Below are 16,369 nucleotides of genomic sequence, written 5' to 3'. Positions count from 1 at the left end.
ATCAATCAGTCTATGCTTTTCCTAGGAGGCCTGAAGTGAATCTTCTCGCTGATTCCATAGGACCGTACTTGAATCGCTTCAGCCATATGGAAGCAAAGATGATTTGGAAGCAACAAATCAACATCCAGATCCATACAATGGTTACCGAATTCACCTTGCCGCCTAAGCCGAAGCCCCATCCATAAAAAATGACTGTTGAAATAACATTTTGCATCACATAGCAGCTGAGCGACATTTTGCCTACCTGTTCAAGCTTGTTCCACAGCCATAGCTTCTCGTTTGCTTCTACCAGTTTAGCGATTAACCCGATATATCCAAGAGATAGGATGGGCGCAAATAAATAGCGTACTGGCAAATCAAAGTAGCCGCCGGGCACAAAAATAAGCAAATTGAGCGGAATGCCTAAGCCTAATCCGATGTGAAGCAGTTTACTCCGTTTCTTCTTGCCATTCTCATCAAGAGCAAAAAAACCAGATCTCATCATACGTATGCCTAAAAGGAATAGAAAAATGTTCATGGGGATTACAAAAAAGGCCTCTAACCGCAGCGTTAAAAAAGAAGTAAGCCGGAAAACCACCTGCTGAAGCCAACTGCCGTCCTTATATAATAACACCGTTTCTTTCATATCGCCTAAGGACATATTGGCGCCTATCGCGCCGAGATAGATACCGAAACACAAAATAAGCAGCATAATAGCTCCATGCACGCCGCCAATGATCATCATCGCTCTGCGAATGGCGCGGTCTCCGCCTTTTATAATAAAAGCAGTCATGATTGCCGTGATGCCGTAGCTCATCAAAATATCATATTCCATCACTAGAGTGAAATGGATTAATCCTTCTGTTATAAGAATAATAGACGTCCATATATACACCCCAGGCCATGCGCTCCCTCTTCTTAATGCCTGTCGGTACTTCATCTCAAGTCCGATCCCGAACATAATGGTGAGCAAGCCAAGCAGCTTTCCATTGACCAAGAACAGGACAAAGACTCTTACAAACTCTTGGAAGGATGCCCACCACTCCATATGGTTAAAGGTGAATACATAATTCAAGTCTCCCATATGAGCAATAATCCAAATATTCGTCCCAAGTGTTCCCAAAATAGCAAATCCTCTTAAAATATCCAACAAACGTAATCTGCTGCCATTCTCATTCATAACGACCATCGTCCCTTTCCTTCTGTTCGGTAACTATATTTTAGCGCTGAACAGAAACAGGCGATATTCACAGCAGTCAGCTTCTGGATATGACAGTGTCATATGAAAACCCGTTCGTTTAAGCTGAAATTTATTTGCCTTCTGTAAAGGAATACCACCGGTACATGTCGAATAATCTGGCATTATGCGAATGAAGACAACCTCATCTACACTTAAAAATTTTACCATCATGATCCTATTTCTTTGCATGCTTCTTGGCTTAAGGTGGACTTGGACCACCATTTTTCCCACAATCGAACAGCCACATCCGGTCGATGGCGTACTTGACATGCGGGGCTGGGATTTTGAGCATTCCTCACCTATCTCATTGGATGGTGAGTGGGAGTTCTTTCCTTCAAGGCTAGTTTCTTATACCGACTCATCTAAGATGGAGGATGACGTTTTTACTTTCGTTCAGGTTCCGGGAGATTGGCAAGACGCTTTTCCCAAAGAGCATGACACTTCGTTCGGGTACGGTACCTACCGGCTGCGCATCCTAGTCGACCCGCTGGAGCAACCCGTATCGCTTTGGATGAAAAAAATTCAATCGGCTTCTTTCGTGGAAATAAACGGTTTCAGCGAAGGCGCAGCCGGCAAGCCTGCCGCAAATAAAAGGGATTATATCCCTAATAAAATCTCCTATACGAGTACTTACACTGTACAAGGCGTGGAAGAACTCGTCGTGCTCATTCAGGTAGCAAACTATGAAGACCCTTACAATGGGGGAATCATGTACTCCATTCGCTTTGGCTCCCAGGAATCACTCAACAATGAGCGCTGGTCCTCTATTGCTATCCAATTGATTACCTTTGTTGTCCTGCTGCTCCATGGTTTTTACGCATTCATCTTATATCTCTTTAACCGCCAAGAGAAGTCTTTGCTTATATTCTGCTCACTTGCGTTTATTGCAGGAATATCGGTTGTGTCCGATCACGATAATTTACTTTTGTTATGGCTGCCTATCAATTACGCTTGGTCTATAAAAATCAGATTGCTTTCGTATTTATGGCTGGCCTTTTTTATTCTTTATTTCTTTAGATGGTTTACTTTGAATAAGCGGGGCGGCAAACGGTTTCTCCTTTTTTTGGCCGCGCTTGCTTCCTATTCCATTTTTTTGTTTGCGGCACCGGCTTCGCTCGTCCATGAAACGTATCATTTTAGGGTTTTTAGTGTCCTTTATTTGTTTCCTTTTGCATGGTTAATCTATTTGATCGGAAAGATATACTTTACAACAAAACCCGATGAGGATGCCGTATTCCTGCAGCTCTCTGCCGCAGCCGTATTGTCCAGTGCGATCTGGGGGGCCTTAAGCTCTTACATCCCATTTCCTGTCGTTTATTATCCTATAGATATCATTGCGGCGATAGTAGGCTTCTCGACATACTGGTTCAAAAAATATTTCCGCAAGTCTCATGAAATTGTCCGTCTGAATCATCAGTTACAGGAAACAGACAGGCTAAAAGACCAATTTCTTGCCAATACGTCACACGAACTAAGAACTCCGCTGCATGGCATCATTAATATCGCGGAAACCGTGCTGTCCCATGAAAAAGAAAGGCTGCATCAGAAAGGTCTTAAGGACATGGAGTTGCTCGTCACGATAAGCCGCCGCATGTCCCATATGCTGAACGATCTTCTTGATGTTGCGCAGCTACGGGAACATCGCATTGCGTTGCAGAAGGAGCCTTTGCTCATTCAGTCGATCCTGCCGGGCGTAGTCAGCATGCTTCGTTCCATGAATGAGAGCAAGCCGGTTCAATTCATAGTTGACGTAAAGCTATCATTTCCTGCCGTAATGGCCGATGAAAAAAGATTGGTTCAAATTTTATATAACTTATTGCATAATGCCATCAAATATACGGAACGGGGTACTGTTACTATTTCCGCTGAATGGACGGCCGGACACGCCTTAATCCACATAATCGACACGGGTGTTGGCATGGACGAGGAGACGATAGCCAAGGCTTTTATTCCCTATGAGCAAGGGCCTCATGGCATCAACGAAGGAAGCGGAATCGGGCTTGGATTGAGCATTTGCAAACAATTGATCGAACTGCATAATGGTTCCTTAACGGTTCAATCGGAACCAGGCAAAGGGTCGGTGTTTAGCTTTAATCTGCCGCTCGCCGATTGGTCGGCCTCTTCTCTATCGATACCGCAACTGCGCTATGTACGTCCGGAGATAGAAACGATGGAGCTTGCAGCGGCCGATTGGGCTAACATTGGAAGCGTAAGCGGCTTGCCGGCGGCTGCCATTGAATCTAATCCAAGCCTGTCTGACAGCGATAATGTTAAAATTCTTGCGGTTGACGACGACCCCGTCAATTTAAATGTGCTGGTCTCGATCCTTTCCACGGAATTGTATACGATTACGACAGTGAATTCCGGTGAAGAAGCGCTACGGATTCTTGACGAGCAGCAATGGGATTTAATGATTATAGATGTCATGATGCCGCATATGTCCGGTTATGAGTTAGCGCGGAAAGTACGGGAATATTATTCCTTATCAGAGCTTCCGATATTATTGTTGACGGCACGTACACAGACCGCTGATATTTATACCGGTTTCTTGTCGGGGGCCAACGATTACGTGACCAAACCCGTGGATGCTCTTGAACTAAAGTATAGGATTAGCGCATTAACCGGGCTCAAACAATCCTTACATGAAAGCTTGCGGATGGAAGCTGCTTATTTACAAGCGCAAATCCACCCCCATTTTTTGTTCAACGCTTTAAATTCCATTCTATCATTAAGCGTGGTTGATATTGAGAAGATGCACAAGCTAGCCGAAGCTTTCACTGACTTTTTGAGAATAAGCTTTGATTTCTTAAATACGCAGCATTTTGTCGAGCTATCGCACGAATTAGAGCTGGTTAAAGCTTATCTTTATATCGAGAAGGAGCGGTTCGAAGACAGGTTAATGATTAAGTGGGAGGTTGAACCTCATTTCCAGCTTCAGCTCCCTCCTCTAACGATCCAGCCGTTGGTTGAAAATGCAGTGAAACATGGCATCCTTAGCCGATCGCAAGGCGGCACGGTTCTCATACGCGTTGTTCGCCAAGGCCATTCGGCATTAATCGAAGTGAAGGACGACGGAATAGGCATGAATCAAGAAACGGTTGATCAGTTGTTGACCCGGTCTGATAAGGGCAGGCAGGGTGTCGGTCTGTACAATACCAATCGCAGATTGAAGAAAAAATACGGTAAAGGCTTGATCATTCAAAGTAAGCCCGCCGAGGGAACAGCCGTTTCCTTTGAAATTCCACTATTAAGGATTTGATAAGAAATAGGACGTTACTTGAAATAAAAAGAAAAACCTTAGAAATGCAATTCGGCGCAAAGGGACATGGGTTCCCCGATATTCCCCTGAAGTTAAATAAAGGGGCTTTCCCAAAAGTAGTAAGCTCGTTGCAGAGATAGCTCACTTTGAATAGAAATATTGGAAAAAGCGAAAAAATAGCGGTACAGGGGGCTATTCCTGTACCGCTATTTTTCTATTCTGGTCTATGGCTGCTTGCTTAAGTAGATTATGGGCAAGCGAAAGCCACCCGACTTCTAGGCTTACTTTTGGCAAGCCTCGAAGCAGGAACCGCCGAAATCCCCGGTTATTCTTTATCTGCCCGAATACACTTTCAGGTTCAATCATTCGTCTAACCGACAGCGCATAGCCTTCCATCCGTTCACTGGTTACTCGCGAGCGATAGGTCTAGTTTCTAGACCTATTTCTGTAAATCTGGTTAGTTTGATGAGAATAGATCTAGTTCCTAGACCTATTTCTGCTAGCGGAGCGCTCACAAGCTCCGTTCGCAGGTACTCGCATACGATAGGTCTAGTTTCTAGACCTATTCCGCTGAATCTGGTTAGTTGACAAGAATAGATCTAGTTTCTAGATCTATTTCCGCTGGCTGAGCAGCCAGGAGCTCAGTTCTTAGGCTGCGCGCATGCGAGCAGCCCGAGCGCCAAGATGCCCATTTGGCGAGGGCACGCATTTAAAAAAGCTGTCTCAAAAGGTTAGATAACCTTTTGGGACAGCCCATTCAGGTTGTCTTGAGAAAGTCTCGAAAGATTTAGCTGATATCACGGTCTCACAATTCTTTCAATTTTGCTCCCTGTTTGCTATTTGCTCTTGAGCGAGACGAATCATTTCCCGAACCATGGTACCGCCAATTTTGCCACCGACATGGCCTACTGATTCCGTAGTTAGATGCCCGTTGTTTCCTTGTTGCAAAGGTACGCCAAGCTCCTTCGCCACTTCGTATTTTACGTCGTCCGGTTGATTCGGATTAACGGCATATCCTTCGCGTTTCATTACATCTGCTTTGAAAGCTTGCATCCCTTGCTCGACTCCTGGCACCGCATATTTTCTTCTTCTTCTAGCCATCATAAAGCACTCCCCTCGATGTTTTCCCTAACATGCCCGGATGAGCAGCATTTCATCCCTCCTCTGCTTCAGCGAGAGTTAATACGGGACATGGAGGCTGGCTGCACGCATGAAATAATTTTAAAATATATCAAGGAGTTGATAAACCGATGGAATTTATGCGTACGATCGCTGAGGAGAGAATTCTGGAGGCCATCCGCCGCGGGGAATTAGACAATCTGCCAGGCGCTGGCAAGCCGCTTCCCCCTGATGGTATAGAGAATGTCCCAGAGGAGCTTCGGGTCGGCTTTAAGCTGCTCAAAAATGCCGGGATGATCCCCGAGGAGATGCAGCTTCGCAAGGAAATGGTCACGCTTGGCGATCTACTCAGCGCCTGCCGAAACGATACCGAGCGTAAAAAGCTTCAAAGTCAGTTATCGGCTAAGAAGCTTCGCTATCAATCACTGATGTCCGCTCGCGGATGGGTGATGTCGGAAGCGTTCGCTGAATACGAGCATCAAATCCAACAAAAGCTAACCGAGAATGATTAAATAGATATGGAATTGGCTAACTCCCAACAGCCCCCTTGTTGCCGAATTATAATATTCCCAGGATTCAAATCCTCATGTGTTAACCGCGGACTGTCATATGTTGTGCCCATATCTATCAATAATTGTTGGAGGAAGCATTTTTAAAAATGTTGAGCAAAGAAACACCTCTACACATTACCCAGAATATACAGAAGCATAGGCATTTATCCCACGTATGCTTATTCTGACCAGCTTCGCGGAACCTGTAAATTTAGCGAACTAAGAATAAGCACAAAGGAGTGTTTCAGGTTGAGCGAAAAATCATCCCACTACTTTGCCCGCGGCAACACCGCGCACGGAGCGCATTTCTTGTACAATTCTACCTTTCAAGGGCTGAATAAAATATTCGTCCTTAAGGGTCCCCCTGGTACGGGGAAATCAACAGTCATTCGCAGCTTGGCGGATAGCCTGCTGGAAAATGGCCAGCACGTGCAATGCTTCCACTCCCCTCTTCGCCCCGACGAACTGGATGGCATCATTTCAACAGAATTGAAGGTTGGCGTTGTCGATGAGCGTGTCTGCGAGGGGATCCCGGAAAATGAGCCGAGTAAAATCGTTTATATCCATTTCGGGGAGGCAATTGACAACGGCCGGATTTCCCCGGAGCATCTGGGAACTATCGAAGAACTTAAAGCTAAGCTTGTTGATGCCTATACAAAAGCATATGAAACGTTCTTAAGCGCATTGCGGATTCATGACGAATGGGAAAAATATTATATCGAGAGCATGGACTTCACGAAGGCAGACCAGATTGCGCAGGAATTGATTCAACAATTTTACGCTGGTCATGAAAACGATACACCTATAACTGGACGTCACCTATTTTTCGGAGCTGCCACTCCGAAGGGGGCATTCGATTTTATTCAAAGCTTGACCGCTGAATTGGATAGGCGGATTTTCATCAAAGGAAGACCAGGGTCCGGAAAGTCGACGCTGCTAAAAAAACTTGCTGCCGCTGCCGAAAACAATGGAATCGAAGTTCAAGTGTATCATTGCGGCTTTGATCCAAACAGCCTTGATATGTTAATTTTCCCAAGGCTCAGCATAGCTATCTTCGACAGCACCGCTCCACATGAATATTTTCCTGATCGTGACGGGGATGAAATTTTGGATATGTATGCGCTTACCATGACCCCCGGCATCGATGAAGCATATGCAGCCGAATTAGCCGCTATTAAAGAACGCTATTCAGCGAAAATGAAGGAGGCCACCTCCTATTTGGCGTTAGCCGAGGCCATTGATTCCCAAATTAAGGCCTTCTATGTAGCGGCAACGGATTTTTCGATCGTAGAGGAACTCCGATTGCAATTACAGTCACAATTAAATGAACTGCTCGGCCCTAGTAGCTTATAGAATAAAGGCGCGGCCTTACTTTCCTAGCAGGGGGCTTAGCTGTCTCATGACAGCTAAGCCCCTCCAAATATAACATGGCGATTTAACCTAACATACATATTGAAGCACACTCAAAGTAGTAACGATTCATTTATTTTCAAACGATCATAGAAATACCAACACTCTTTTTCCAACATAAAGTTACAACACATTACTACATGAAGATCTCGATTTTTGTTTTAAATGCTTCAAACCATTCCAAGCTATTTACTTCCAGCGCGTCATCATTAATCGTTCGTGAAACATTATAAAGTCAACACTATCAAGCCTTTTCCTCATATTATTTGTTTCCTTTTGAAAGGAATCAACCTTGCTCCAGGGTTGACATTCGGGCAAAGATTTTTGTCTAAATATTTTTATGTATCTGGTTTACAACTCGACAGAAGTTCTATTGCAAGCTTGATATAATCTAGTTAACTCTTAATACTAGGTTGGGGGGAATAGAAGAATGGAAGCTATTTTATTGTTCATCTGGAATCTAATGATGGTAATCAAACGGGAAAATGCAAATCAGACCGATAAGGGTAAACCAGCCTGTCTTGGCATAATCTATTCGTTTGAAGCGTACTTGATTGAGAAGCAATCCATATTCGTCTTGCCGGATAGGCAAAAGAATAATGATCCACTGCAGCCATTCATCCCCATACAGAAAAGCCCGCAACGCAACCCGCGTACCGAATGGCAGATTTGGTGCGAGAATAATAAAATGTTGTTCCAGAGCTCCGCTTAGCGTTAACGTAAAGTTAGATCTCTCTAATAGCTGCATAATACGATATAGACTGGAATTGCTAGTGGTGTGCCTTTGTTAACCAATTTACAATTGAGAGGAATGGAAAAAATGAAAACCATTTTGTTCTTTTTCTGGAATCTTATAATGGGAATCAAACGAGTCCATATCAAACAGCTTCATAAGGAAACAACATGTCCCGTTTTAATCGATTCGTTTGAAGTGCATATGATGAGGAAACAAACGGCAGCCGTCTTGACGAGCAGGCGGAAGCAGCATCGCAATAAGATGCAGCAATCCTTCCCTATGCAGAGAGACTCTCAAAATAACCCCCGTGCCGAATGGCAGATTTGAAGCGAAAACAATAAGATGTTGTTCCAGAGCTCCGCTTGAGAAGCTGTATTCAGCGAAATATCTGTAGAACAAAATTGAGGAGCACCCGTTTAGGCGCTCCTTTATATTAATGATATATACAGATTTATTTTCAATAGCCATACGATAATAATTGAAAATTTTACTGAATTATTGTTTAGAGTAACATAAATAAAATTTCGCCTTATTTATGATAAGGCTCGGCGTATCATCAGTAGAGCGAAATAAAAGGGCACCCGACAGGGTACCCTTGGGTGCCGTTCATTCATCTAAATCTAGAAAACACTGATGCAACGTCTGCTCCTTGAACTCTTTTACACTGTGCTCCATCTCTTACATACAATTCATCATTGTACCAACTCGGCTCTTCACCACCAACAACTTCGATCATAATAACCATACTACCTCTGTAATTAAGTGGGTTCAATCTTGAAGTAATGTTGGATTTCAGATTATCGGGTAAAGAGGAGTTTGTGATTTTAGTAGTTAAAAAGGAGAAATACTGATCCAGACTCACACCTTTCAATTTTGATTCTCGTTCCAGCCCCACCACTCCAAAGTCGCCCACTCTTGGTGCCGTAATATTGTCTAATTGCTCTACCCTTAGAGTATGTGCCTCTCGATCAGATACACCCATGAAAATGTAACCCGTCCTACCCTTTCCAAGATTGGCCATTGCACAAATGTTGTGAAGGATTTTCTCGAAGCTTTCTTCGTCAAACGATCTGTCTTTTGTATCAAGAGTATAAAAACCTTGTTTAAAATCATAATGCGGTGGCTCAATTTTGGATAACCGTAGATAGTTCTCAAAATCGATTGCTAATACACCCGCACTACGTAATGTATGTGACGCTTTCTTAAAGTAAGGTTGTATTAAACCTACCGTAAGATTTATATTTGAAATTCTGTTTGCTGTTACAATACTTTTCGCAGACGCAAGTCTCGCCGCTAAATTATTTAATGCGGAAAAGATCGAGTCAATATTAAATGGTTCATTTTCACTAAATACAATTAATTGGTAAACTGCCATAAATAAATTGTAATACGGCTCTTTTACTGCGTTACTCCCTGCTGTTGGATTAAGGATGTTCTTCAAATAATTCTTTTCCCTTGATTTTGAAAGTGCCATATTTTGAATTGTATCAAATACAAGTTTTATATCGTTCTTTAAATTGTCCTTATTGTAAGTTGCGATGGCGGTCTCAATTTCAAGTTTCTTTTTGTCGTTTAAATAATAATCATCAAAATTATCCTTGCTCGCCTGGAAGGGCTCTTTCAAAGCTACTGACAAAATAATGTCTGCTATTAATTGCTCATCTTCACTATCACGTAATTGGGATACACGTAAAATACCTTGGTTACACCAAAAAGTATCTTCAGCAGCTACGCCGTATCCTAAAGCAATATTTTTCGAATCAATGCTAATTTCCGGCATTTCAGTTAATGGAAGAATACCTCTAGAAACATCACCTCGAATTTCAGAACTTAACTCTCTTACTAGCTCCGAAAACACAGTTGTTGTTCCTGCTTGTCTAACTTCCTGTGGAGATAAGTGTTTGCCATTGGAATTGATTCTACCAAAAACTTCGATGACTTCTCTTTCTGATCCTTGGAATGTTGAAATAGGAAGTTGATACTCTAGAAAAGAAGCGCATTTCTTTTGATTAAGACGTTTAATATGATCTCCATGAATTGGTGAAAATATTCCTTCTTTTGCTAAAGTATTTGCTGTTGGATGCTGTGATACATCGAAATACGATTCATTTACTGCAAATTGATTTTCAATAAAACCAAAAAGCGCATTTAATCTCTGCATTCCATCTATAATCTCATATGTAGTTTCGCCGTTATCATTAACCCCCTTCTCTGCCAAAAGAATGAGCGGAATAGGATACTGAGAAAGTACACTATCGATTAATGCTTCTTTCTCCTCTTTTGTCCAGACTAGCTTCCGCTGATATTTTCTATTTACAAGCAAGCTACTATTCCGATAAAGCTGGTATAAATTCATAACACTCATGCCTCTTGGCGTAATATTCAAAATTAATCACCCCTTGATATATTTACCTTTAATTGTATCATATCTTAGTGCCTACACGTATAGTTGAATGTACAACACCTTTCATGAAGCATCTAGAACATCCCTTGATCCTAGCAAAAATTTCACCTCACTTATGATAAGGCTCTCCGTAACATCTATAGGGCGAATTGATAAAGACATAGAATAAATAGTGTTAAATTAAATTAGGTTGGATTTTAGCTAACCTAGAGATATAATTGATAAAAAAGTGCCATCTAGTTGATAAGACTTAACTTAATAAAGATTGGTCAAGAATTGAGGAATTTTAATGAAGATAGATTTAGATAAAATGATAACAATTTCAAAAGTGAACCAAAATTTTTCGATGGCAGCAAGACTTACTGATGAGCTTGGTTTGCTTACAATAATGAAAAATAGCCAGCCTAAATTTGTATTGATGACATTTGAAAGATTTGAGGAATACGAATTAGAACGATCAAAGAAAACTAATACTGAATAATATACATTATAAGTAAAATAAGAGGATTGATTGAATGAATAAGAAGTGCCAGGTATTTACACCAAATGATATTGTCATAAAACTTTTAGATATTGTCAATTATACAGATAACTTATATGGTAAAAAGATCATCGAAAATGCATGTGGTGATGGAAACATTCTGAAGGTTATTGTGGATCGTTATATCACTGATTGTAAGAGTCAAGGAATTGCTAACGATAAAATTAAACTTGGATTGGAGGAAGATGTGTACGGAGCAGAAATTGACGAAGAACAATATTTAAAATGTATAACTAATCTGAATCAAGTGGCAGGGAAACATGGTTTATTCAATGTAAGATGGAAAATCCTTAATGTCGATATTCTAAAAGAAAATTTACAAATTAAATTTGACTTTATTGTTGGAAATCCTCCATACATTTCATATAAAGAATTAGATACTCAAACACGACAATTTGTTAGAGAAAATTTTTCAGTATGTCAGAGTGGAAAGTTTGATTATTGCTATGCTTTCCTCGAATCAAGCTTAAAGTCATTGAATGAGAATGGAAAAATGTCTTATTTGATACCTAGTAGTATCTTCAAAAATGTATTCGCTCAAAACTTGAGGAATTTCTTGATGCCTTTTATAAATCAAATTTATGATTATCAGTCGATTAAATTGTTTGATGCACTGACTTCCTCAGCAATTGTAGTTTGTGGAACCGGAGAAGTATTAAATAACACAATAGATTATCATTATGAGGATAAAGGAACTTCACTCGTTATCAATAAAGCGGATTTATTCGGTAAGTGGGAATTTAAACCAAGAATAATGAAAACGGAAATGACTGCTGCTAGATTCGGTGATTATTTCAATGCCTCTATTACAATTGCAACCCTATATAATAAGGCATTTGTTTTAGATCGTTATCAAGAACTTGAGGATGAAGAATATATTCAGGTTAAGTCCTCTTTAATAGAAAAAGATATTTTAAAAGTGGCTGCCAGCCCCAGATCATTGCATTTCAACAAAAGAGAAATGATTATTTTTCCCTATTATTATGTTAATGGATGTTTACACAGGTATAGTGAAGATGATTTCGAGAGGATTTTTCCAAGAACAAAGGAATATTTGAAATCATTTCTTGTTAAATTAAATGAACGCGATTCAGATAAAAGTGTAAATTGGTTTGAATATGGAAGGACTCAAGCACTTGCTCACCTTAACCAAGAAAAACTGTTATTATCCACCGTAGTAACCAAGCAAATTAAAGTTTACACACTTTCTAAAGATTGCATTCCTTATTCCGGTATTTACATAACAAAAAAAACAGATCTTAGTTTAGATTATGCTAAGGGGATACTGGAAAGTAAAGATTTTCATGAATATGTAAAAAGTATCGGCACTAATGCTAATGGCACTTCTTTAAGAATCACTGTAAAGGATATAAACAACTATATTTTTACAAAAGGGAGGTATCTAAATAATGAGTAAAATGAAATATAAAATCTCTTCAAGAGCAACAATACTTTTGGGAAGAGAAAGCGTTGCTAAAGTAGATGGAGCAATTATCGAAGTTGTTAAAAATACTTATGATGCCGATGCAAATTTGTGCTTTTTATGTTTTGATATTGAACATGGTTTCATTTACATATTAGATAATGGAATTGGTATGACTCAAGAAACTATTGAAAATTATTGGATGCTAATTGGTACAGATAATAAAAGATCAGAGTATAAATCAGAAAAAAATCGTATCAAATCGGGTGAAAAAGGAATTGGTCGATTTGCGCTAGATCGATTAGGAAGTAAATGTGAGATGTACACAAAGAATCAAAAGAGTCCCAAAGTAATTCTCTGGAAAACTGATTGGAGCAATTTTGAAGAACCCGGAAAAACTATAGATGAGGTAGAAGCAGATTTTGAATACTTGAATGGTAAGTTTATTGATATTATTCCAACAGAAATATTAGATGCTATCGAGGAAATAAATAAAAATCTAATGGAAGATGAAAAAATATTATTGGATACGGGGACTTTACTAAGAATAAGTGGACTACGAGATAGATGGAGTTCTAAAGATATATCAAAAATAATAAACTCGATGGGATTTCTAATCCCACCAGCAGAACAAAAAGATTATATTATTTGTACTAAGGCATCATTAGAAAGCACGTATACAATTATTTCAAACGAACTTTCTGATGAGTACGACTATAAACTGTTTTCTAATTTTGATGGTGAACAGTTCACTGTCACTCTTTTTAGAAATGAATTCGATCTTAATAAAATCCCAAACGAAGTGTTTGAGATGGAGGAATTCAAAAAGTATCCATATAGATATAATGATTTTGAAAAAGGTGTCTTTAAATTTACATACTCAATATCTGAAATAATGAATTCAAATGATACCGATCTTGTTGACAGTGTTAAAAAAGTTGGAAGTTTTGAATTTAATTACACATTTATGAAACTCTCCTTATCTGAAGACTCTAAGGAAACATTCTTTTATAAAGAAATAAGTAGAAAAAGGAACTTGTGGTTAGATACTCATGGTGGAATTAAGATATACAGAGATAATTTTTTGGTTAGACCATATGGAGATCCTTCATCAGAATCATTTGATTGGTTGGGACTGGATGCCAGAAGAGCTAAGAATCCTGCAGCAATATCACATCCTTCAGGAAATTGGCATGTCAGGAATAGACAAGGTCAGGGAACAATTTCAATTTCAAGAATTAGCAATGATTACATTATTGATAAATCCAGTCGAGAAGGAATTATTGAAAATGATTATTTCTCCATCTTTAAGAATCTAATCAAAAATATCATCTCTGTTTTCGAGAGAGATAGAGCTACTATCGGTCGTGTCATGAAAGAGTACAGTGATATCGTCAATGATAGAGAAGCAACCATGAAAGCGAGTAAGGACATTGCAGGTGAAATTTTAGATGAGCAAAGCAAAGGAAAAGAATCCACAGATAACGTAGCAAAAGGCAAGGAAAATGAAGAAGTTACTTCAAAAGAAAAAGTTGAAAAATTAGCAAAAGCCGTTCTTTTTTATGAAGAAGAAAGAGAAGAATTAATAACTGAAATAAAGTTGCTACGATCCCTAGCAACGAATGGATTAATCACAACATCTATCGTTCACGATCTAAAGGGAATTCATGCTGTTTTGATAAACCGCGTGGATGCGTTTGATTTTGCAATAAAACGACAGAATGAACAGTTGATTGATAGAAATTTAAGTTCTTTGAGGAAAAGTGATATATTTTTAAATTCATGGATAACTGTAATAACAAATCAAATTAAGAAAGATAAGAGGAAGAGACTAAAAAAGGAAGTTTATCAGACCATTGAAGAAATTATTGAAGTTATGTCCCCCATATTAGAACAAAAGAAGATAATTATAGAAGTAAAGGGAGATGAAAAAGAAGTATTTAAAAGCATCTTTGTTTCTGACTTTGAAAGTATTCTCTACAATTTAATTATTAATTCGATTGAAGCTTTTGAAAAATCTAGGGTTGCTGAAAGAAAAATTACTATTGAAATGGAAACTGATCAGGAATTTATATTACATTATAGAGATAATGGTAGTGGTTTGGGTGATTTCTACAAAAATCCGTACGATATTTTTAAATTCGGAGTAACAAATAAATATGACAAGGATGGAGCAGTCGTTGGAACAGGGCTAGGGATGTATATTGTTGCATCTACAGCAAGAGAATATAATGCGCGATATACAATTGTTGAGTATAAAAATGGATTTGCTTTGGATTTGAAATTTCCTGTGTGAGGTGTATTAAATGGAGGAAATACTTAAAATTGGTGTTGTTGACGATGATGAAATAAAAGTAACACAAATTATTACAAGATTGATTCAGGGGATTGATGGTGCTACTCCCGAAAAAAGAGCTAGGTATTCGCAGTATCAATTTGTTCCAATTGAAGTAAATATAAAAGATAATTTAGAAGAGATGATTAAGCATATTTTGGAACTGGAATTGGACTGTCTTTTGATCGATTATAAATTATCCTCTTATGAAAATGTTGATTATACTGGTACCGACCTTGCTAAAGCTGTTGATAAGGTTTTGTTTGAGTTCCCTTTGTTCATTCTAACTTCATATGATGATGATCTATTTTCAAATGAGATTTTTAATGCCTATCAGGTTTTTGATTTTTATAGATACTTAAATGAGGATCAAGAACGCGTAGAATTACACTTTAAAATGATTGAGCAGATATTAAAAACGCAAAAACAAAAAGAAGAATGGGAACGACAATTAAGAAAGCTTCTTCCATTAGCAGGGACTTCGGATGATATAGATTCCCGAATATTAGAATTGGATTCGAAACTTGAAAGATCGATGGATGGTGGGCATGCTTTAACCGATAAAGCAAGAAAAGACTTATCATCCAATAAGTTAAATGAACTACTGGAAATGATAGATAAATTGTTAGATAAGGAGTAATTGAATTGGGTGCAATAAAGGACAAAATGCCAACAAGAAGCCATACAGGAATAATGTGGCGTACTAACACCTCTAATAAATCTCGACTCGCTGTTGATTTTGATCATAAATGTGCATATTGTGATGACAAAGATATATATAGCGGGGGTTATAATTCATATCACGTTGAACACTTTGCTCCAAAAGAAAAGTTTAGAGATTTAGAATTTACATATGATAATTTATTGTACAGCTGCCCATATTGCAATATTGCTAAATCTGATAAATGGGTTGGCGGTGATGCCAGTGAAGCTATTGTTGGCGATAAAGGTTTTATAGATCCTTGTACTGATGAGTACTACACCCATTTGGAGAGGGATGAAAACGGTAATATTAAATACATATCTCCAATCGGTGAATACATTTATTTTGAATTGAAATTATATCTAAAGCGTCACTATATCCTTTATAATTTAGAAAAGGTAAGGGTTAAAAGAAACGCAATAAAAAAAGAAATTGACAGAAAGGCAGCAAATGGTGCTGATGTAGGCGAACTTACTAAAGTGCATCATCTTCTTTGCGCTGTGTTTTGTGAATACTTTGATCTAATATATTATGATAAATAAAATCAACTGATTTGATAGATATTGAGTCTTAGATTAATACAGTAATTATACTATGTGAAAAAGGGGAGGGGTTTGCCCACCTCTCCCTATTGATTCATTTCCACTCTATTAAGATGGCCCACATCCC

The 16,369-nt window shown here is 38.9% G+C and carries 13 protein-coding genes and 1 pseudogene; 9 read left to right on the top strand and 5 right to left on the bottom strand.

What is annotated here, in order from left to right; translation table 11 throughout:
- Positions 1-10: 10 nt before the first annotated feature.
- Positions 11-1,159 (bottom strand): DUF418 domain-containing protein, encoded by a 1,149-nt coding sequence (locus HI950_RS25735; RefSeq protein WP_169084700.1) that lies wholly within the window; start codon positions 1,157-1,159, stop codon positions 11-13.
- A 328-nt stretch (positions 1,160-1,487) separates the two neighbouring features.
- Here HI950_RS25735 and HI950_RS25730 point away from each other — a divergent pair, with 328 nt between their 5' ends.
- On the top strand, positions 1,488-4,478 hold the full coding sequence (locus tag HI950_RS25730; protein WP_223285502.1) for an ATP-binding protein: 2,991 nt from the start codon (positions 1,488-1,490) through the stop codon (positions 4,476-4,478).
- A 192-nt stretch (positions 4,479-4,670) separates the two neighbouring features.
- On the opposite strand, the pseudogene HI950_RS25725 reads toward HI950_RS25730, so the two are convergent.
- Both HI950_RS25725 and HI950_RS25720 read right to left on the bottom strand, forming a co-directional pair.
- Positions 4,671-4,898: pseudogene (locus tag HI950_RS25725) on the bottom strand (transposase); the annotation flags it as partial.
- A gap of 396 nt (positions 4,899-5,294) precedes the next feature.
- The gene (locus HI950_RS25720) at positions 5,295-5,582 is read right to left on the bottom strand and encodes an alpha/beta-type small acid-soluble spore protein (protein WP_169084100.1); all 288 of its coding nucleotides are present in this window, start codon (positions 5,580-5,582) and stop codon (positions 5,295-5,297) included.
- Between the two features lie 146 nt (positions 5,583-5,728).
- On the opposite strand from HI950_RS25720, the gene HI950_RS25715 reads away from it, so the two are divergent.
- From HI950_RS25715 to HI950_RS25705, 3 genes are all read left to right on the top strand, one after another.
- Positions 5,729-6,109, top strand: a complete 381-nt coding sequence (locus tag HI950_RS25715) for a DnaJ family domain-containing protein (protein ID WP_169084099.1) — start codon at positions 5,729-5,731, stop codon at positions 6,107-6,109.
- Positions 6,110-6,397: 288 nt separating this feature from the next.
- Positions 6,398-7,501, top strand: a complete 1,104-nt coding sequence (locus tag HI950_RS25710; RefSeq protein ID WP_169084098.1) for a PRK06851 family protein — start codon at positions 6,398-6,400, stop codon at positions 7,499-7,501.
- A 487-nt stretch (positions 7,502-7,988) separates the two neighbouring features.
- Positions 7,989-8,270, top strand: a complete 282-nt coding sequence (locus tag HI950_RS25705) for a hypothetical protein (protein WP_169084097.1) — start codon at positions 7,989-7,991, stop codon at positions 8,268-8,270.
- Positions 8,271-8,471: 201 nt separating this feature from the next.
- On the opposite strand, the gene HI950_RS25700 is transcribed toward HI950_RS25705, so the two are convergent.
- Entirely contained in the window at positions 8,472-8,693 is a 222-nt protein-coding gene (locus tag HI950_RS25700) for a hypothetical protein (RefSeq protein WP_187768165.1), read from the bottom strand.
- Positions 8,694-8,904: 211 nt separating this feature from the next.
- On the bottom strand, positions 8,905-10,680 hold the full coding sequence (locus tag HI950_RS25695; protein ID WP_169084095.1) for a GmrSD restriction endonuclease domain-containing protein: 1,776 nt from the start codon (positions 10,678-10,680) through the stop codon (positions 8,905-8,907).
- A gap of 307 nt (positions 10,681-10,987) precedes the next feature.
- Here HI950_RS25695 and HI950_RS25690 point away from each other — a divergent pair, with 307 nt between their 5' ends.
- The 5 genes from HI950_RS25690 to HI950_RS25670 are packed head-to-tail and all read left to right on the top strand — an operon-like array spanning position 10,988 to position 16,242.
- Positions 10,988-11,179, top strand: a complete 192-nt coding sequence (locus HI950_RS25690; protein ID WP_169084094.1) for a type II toxin-antitoxin system Phd/YefM family antitoxin — start codon at positions 10,988-10,990, stop codon at positions 11,177-11,179.
- 34 nt (positions 11,180-11,213) lie between these two features.
- Positions 11,214-12,656, top strand: coding sequence for an Eco57I restriction-modification methylase domain-containing protein (locus HI950_RS25685; protein WP_169084093.1), 1,443 nt, complete (start codon positions 11,214-11,216; stop codon positions 12,654-12,656).
- The gene (locus tag HI950_RS25680) at positions 12,649-14,958 is read left to right on the top strand and encodes an ATP-binding protein (protein WP_169084092.1); all 2,310 of its coding nucleotides are present in this window, start codon (positions 12,649-12,651) and stop codon (positions 14,956-14,958) included. The genes HI950_RS25685 and HI950_RS25680 overlap by 8 nt, the downstream gene beginning before the upstream one ends.
- A 10-nt stretch (positions 14,959-14,968) precedes the next feature.
- Positions 14,969-15,637 carry a hypothetical protein gene (locus tag HI950_RS25675; RefSeq protein WP_169084091.1) on the top strand — a complete coding sequence of 223 codons (669 nt, stop codon included), beginning with the start codon at positions 14,969-14,971 and terminating at the stop codon, positions 15,635-15,637.
- Positions 15,638-15,642: 5 nt separating this feature from the next.
- Positions 15,643-16,242 (top strand): HNH endonuclease, encoded by a 600-nt coding sequence (locus HI950_RS25670; RefSeq protein WP_169084090.1) that lies wholly within the window; start codon positions 15,643-15,645, stop codon positions 16,240-16,242.
- Positions 16,243-16,369: the final 127 nt, after the last annotated feature.

The organism is Paenibacillus sp. PL91 (genome assembly GCF_012935325.2).
Taxonomy (GTDB): domain Bacteria; phylum Bacillota; class Bacilli; order Paenibacillales; family Paenibacillaceae; genus Pristimantibacillus.
Note: the sequence above shows the minus strand (reverse complement) of the source record. Positions and strands in the feature narration are given on the sequence as shown.

Bases quoted from the DNA above. Each gene is read 5' to 3' on its own strand.
- HI950_RS25735 (WP_169084700.1), bottom strand. From the start codon at position 1,159: ATGAATGAGAATGGCAGCAGATTACGTTTGTTGGATATTTTAAGAGGA.
- HI950_RS25730 (WP_223285502.1), top strand. From the start codon at position 1,488: ATGCGGGGCTGGGATTTTGAGCATTCCTCACCTATCTCATTGGATGGT.
- HI950_RS25720 (WP_169084100.1), bottom strand. From the start codon at position 5,582: ATGATGGCTAGAAGAAGAAGAAAATATGCGGTGCCAGGAGTCGAGCAA.
- HI950_RS25715 (WP_169084099.1), top strand. From the start codon at position 5,729: ATGGAATTTATGCGTACGATCGCTGAGGAGAGAATTCTGGAGGCCATC.
- HI950_RS25705 (WP_169084097.1), top strand. From the start codon at position 7,989: ATGGAAGCTATTTTATTGTTCATCTGGAATCTAATGATGGTAATCAAA.
- HI950_RS25690 (WP_169084094.1), top strand. From the start codon at position 10,988: ATGAAGATAGATTTAGATAAAATGATAACAATTTCAAAAGTGAACCAA.
- HI950_RS25685 (WP_169084093.1), top strand. From the start codon at position 11,214: ATGAATAAGAAGTGCCAGGTATTTACACCAAATGATATTGTCATAAAA.
- HI950_RS25680 (WP_169084092.1), top strand. From the start codon at position 12,649: ATGAGTAAAATGAAATATAAAATCTCTTCAAGAGCAACAATACTTTTG.
- HI950_RS25675 (WP_169084091.1), top strand. From the start codon at position 14,969: ATGGAGGAAATACTTAAAATTGGTGTTGTTGACGATGATGAAATAAAA.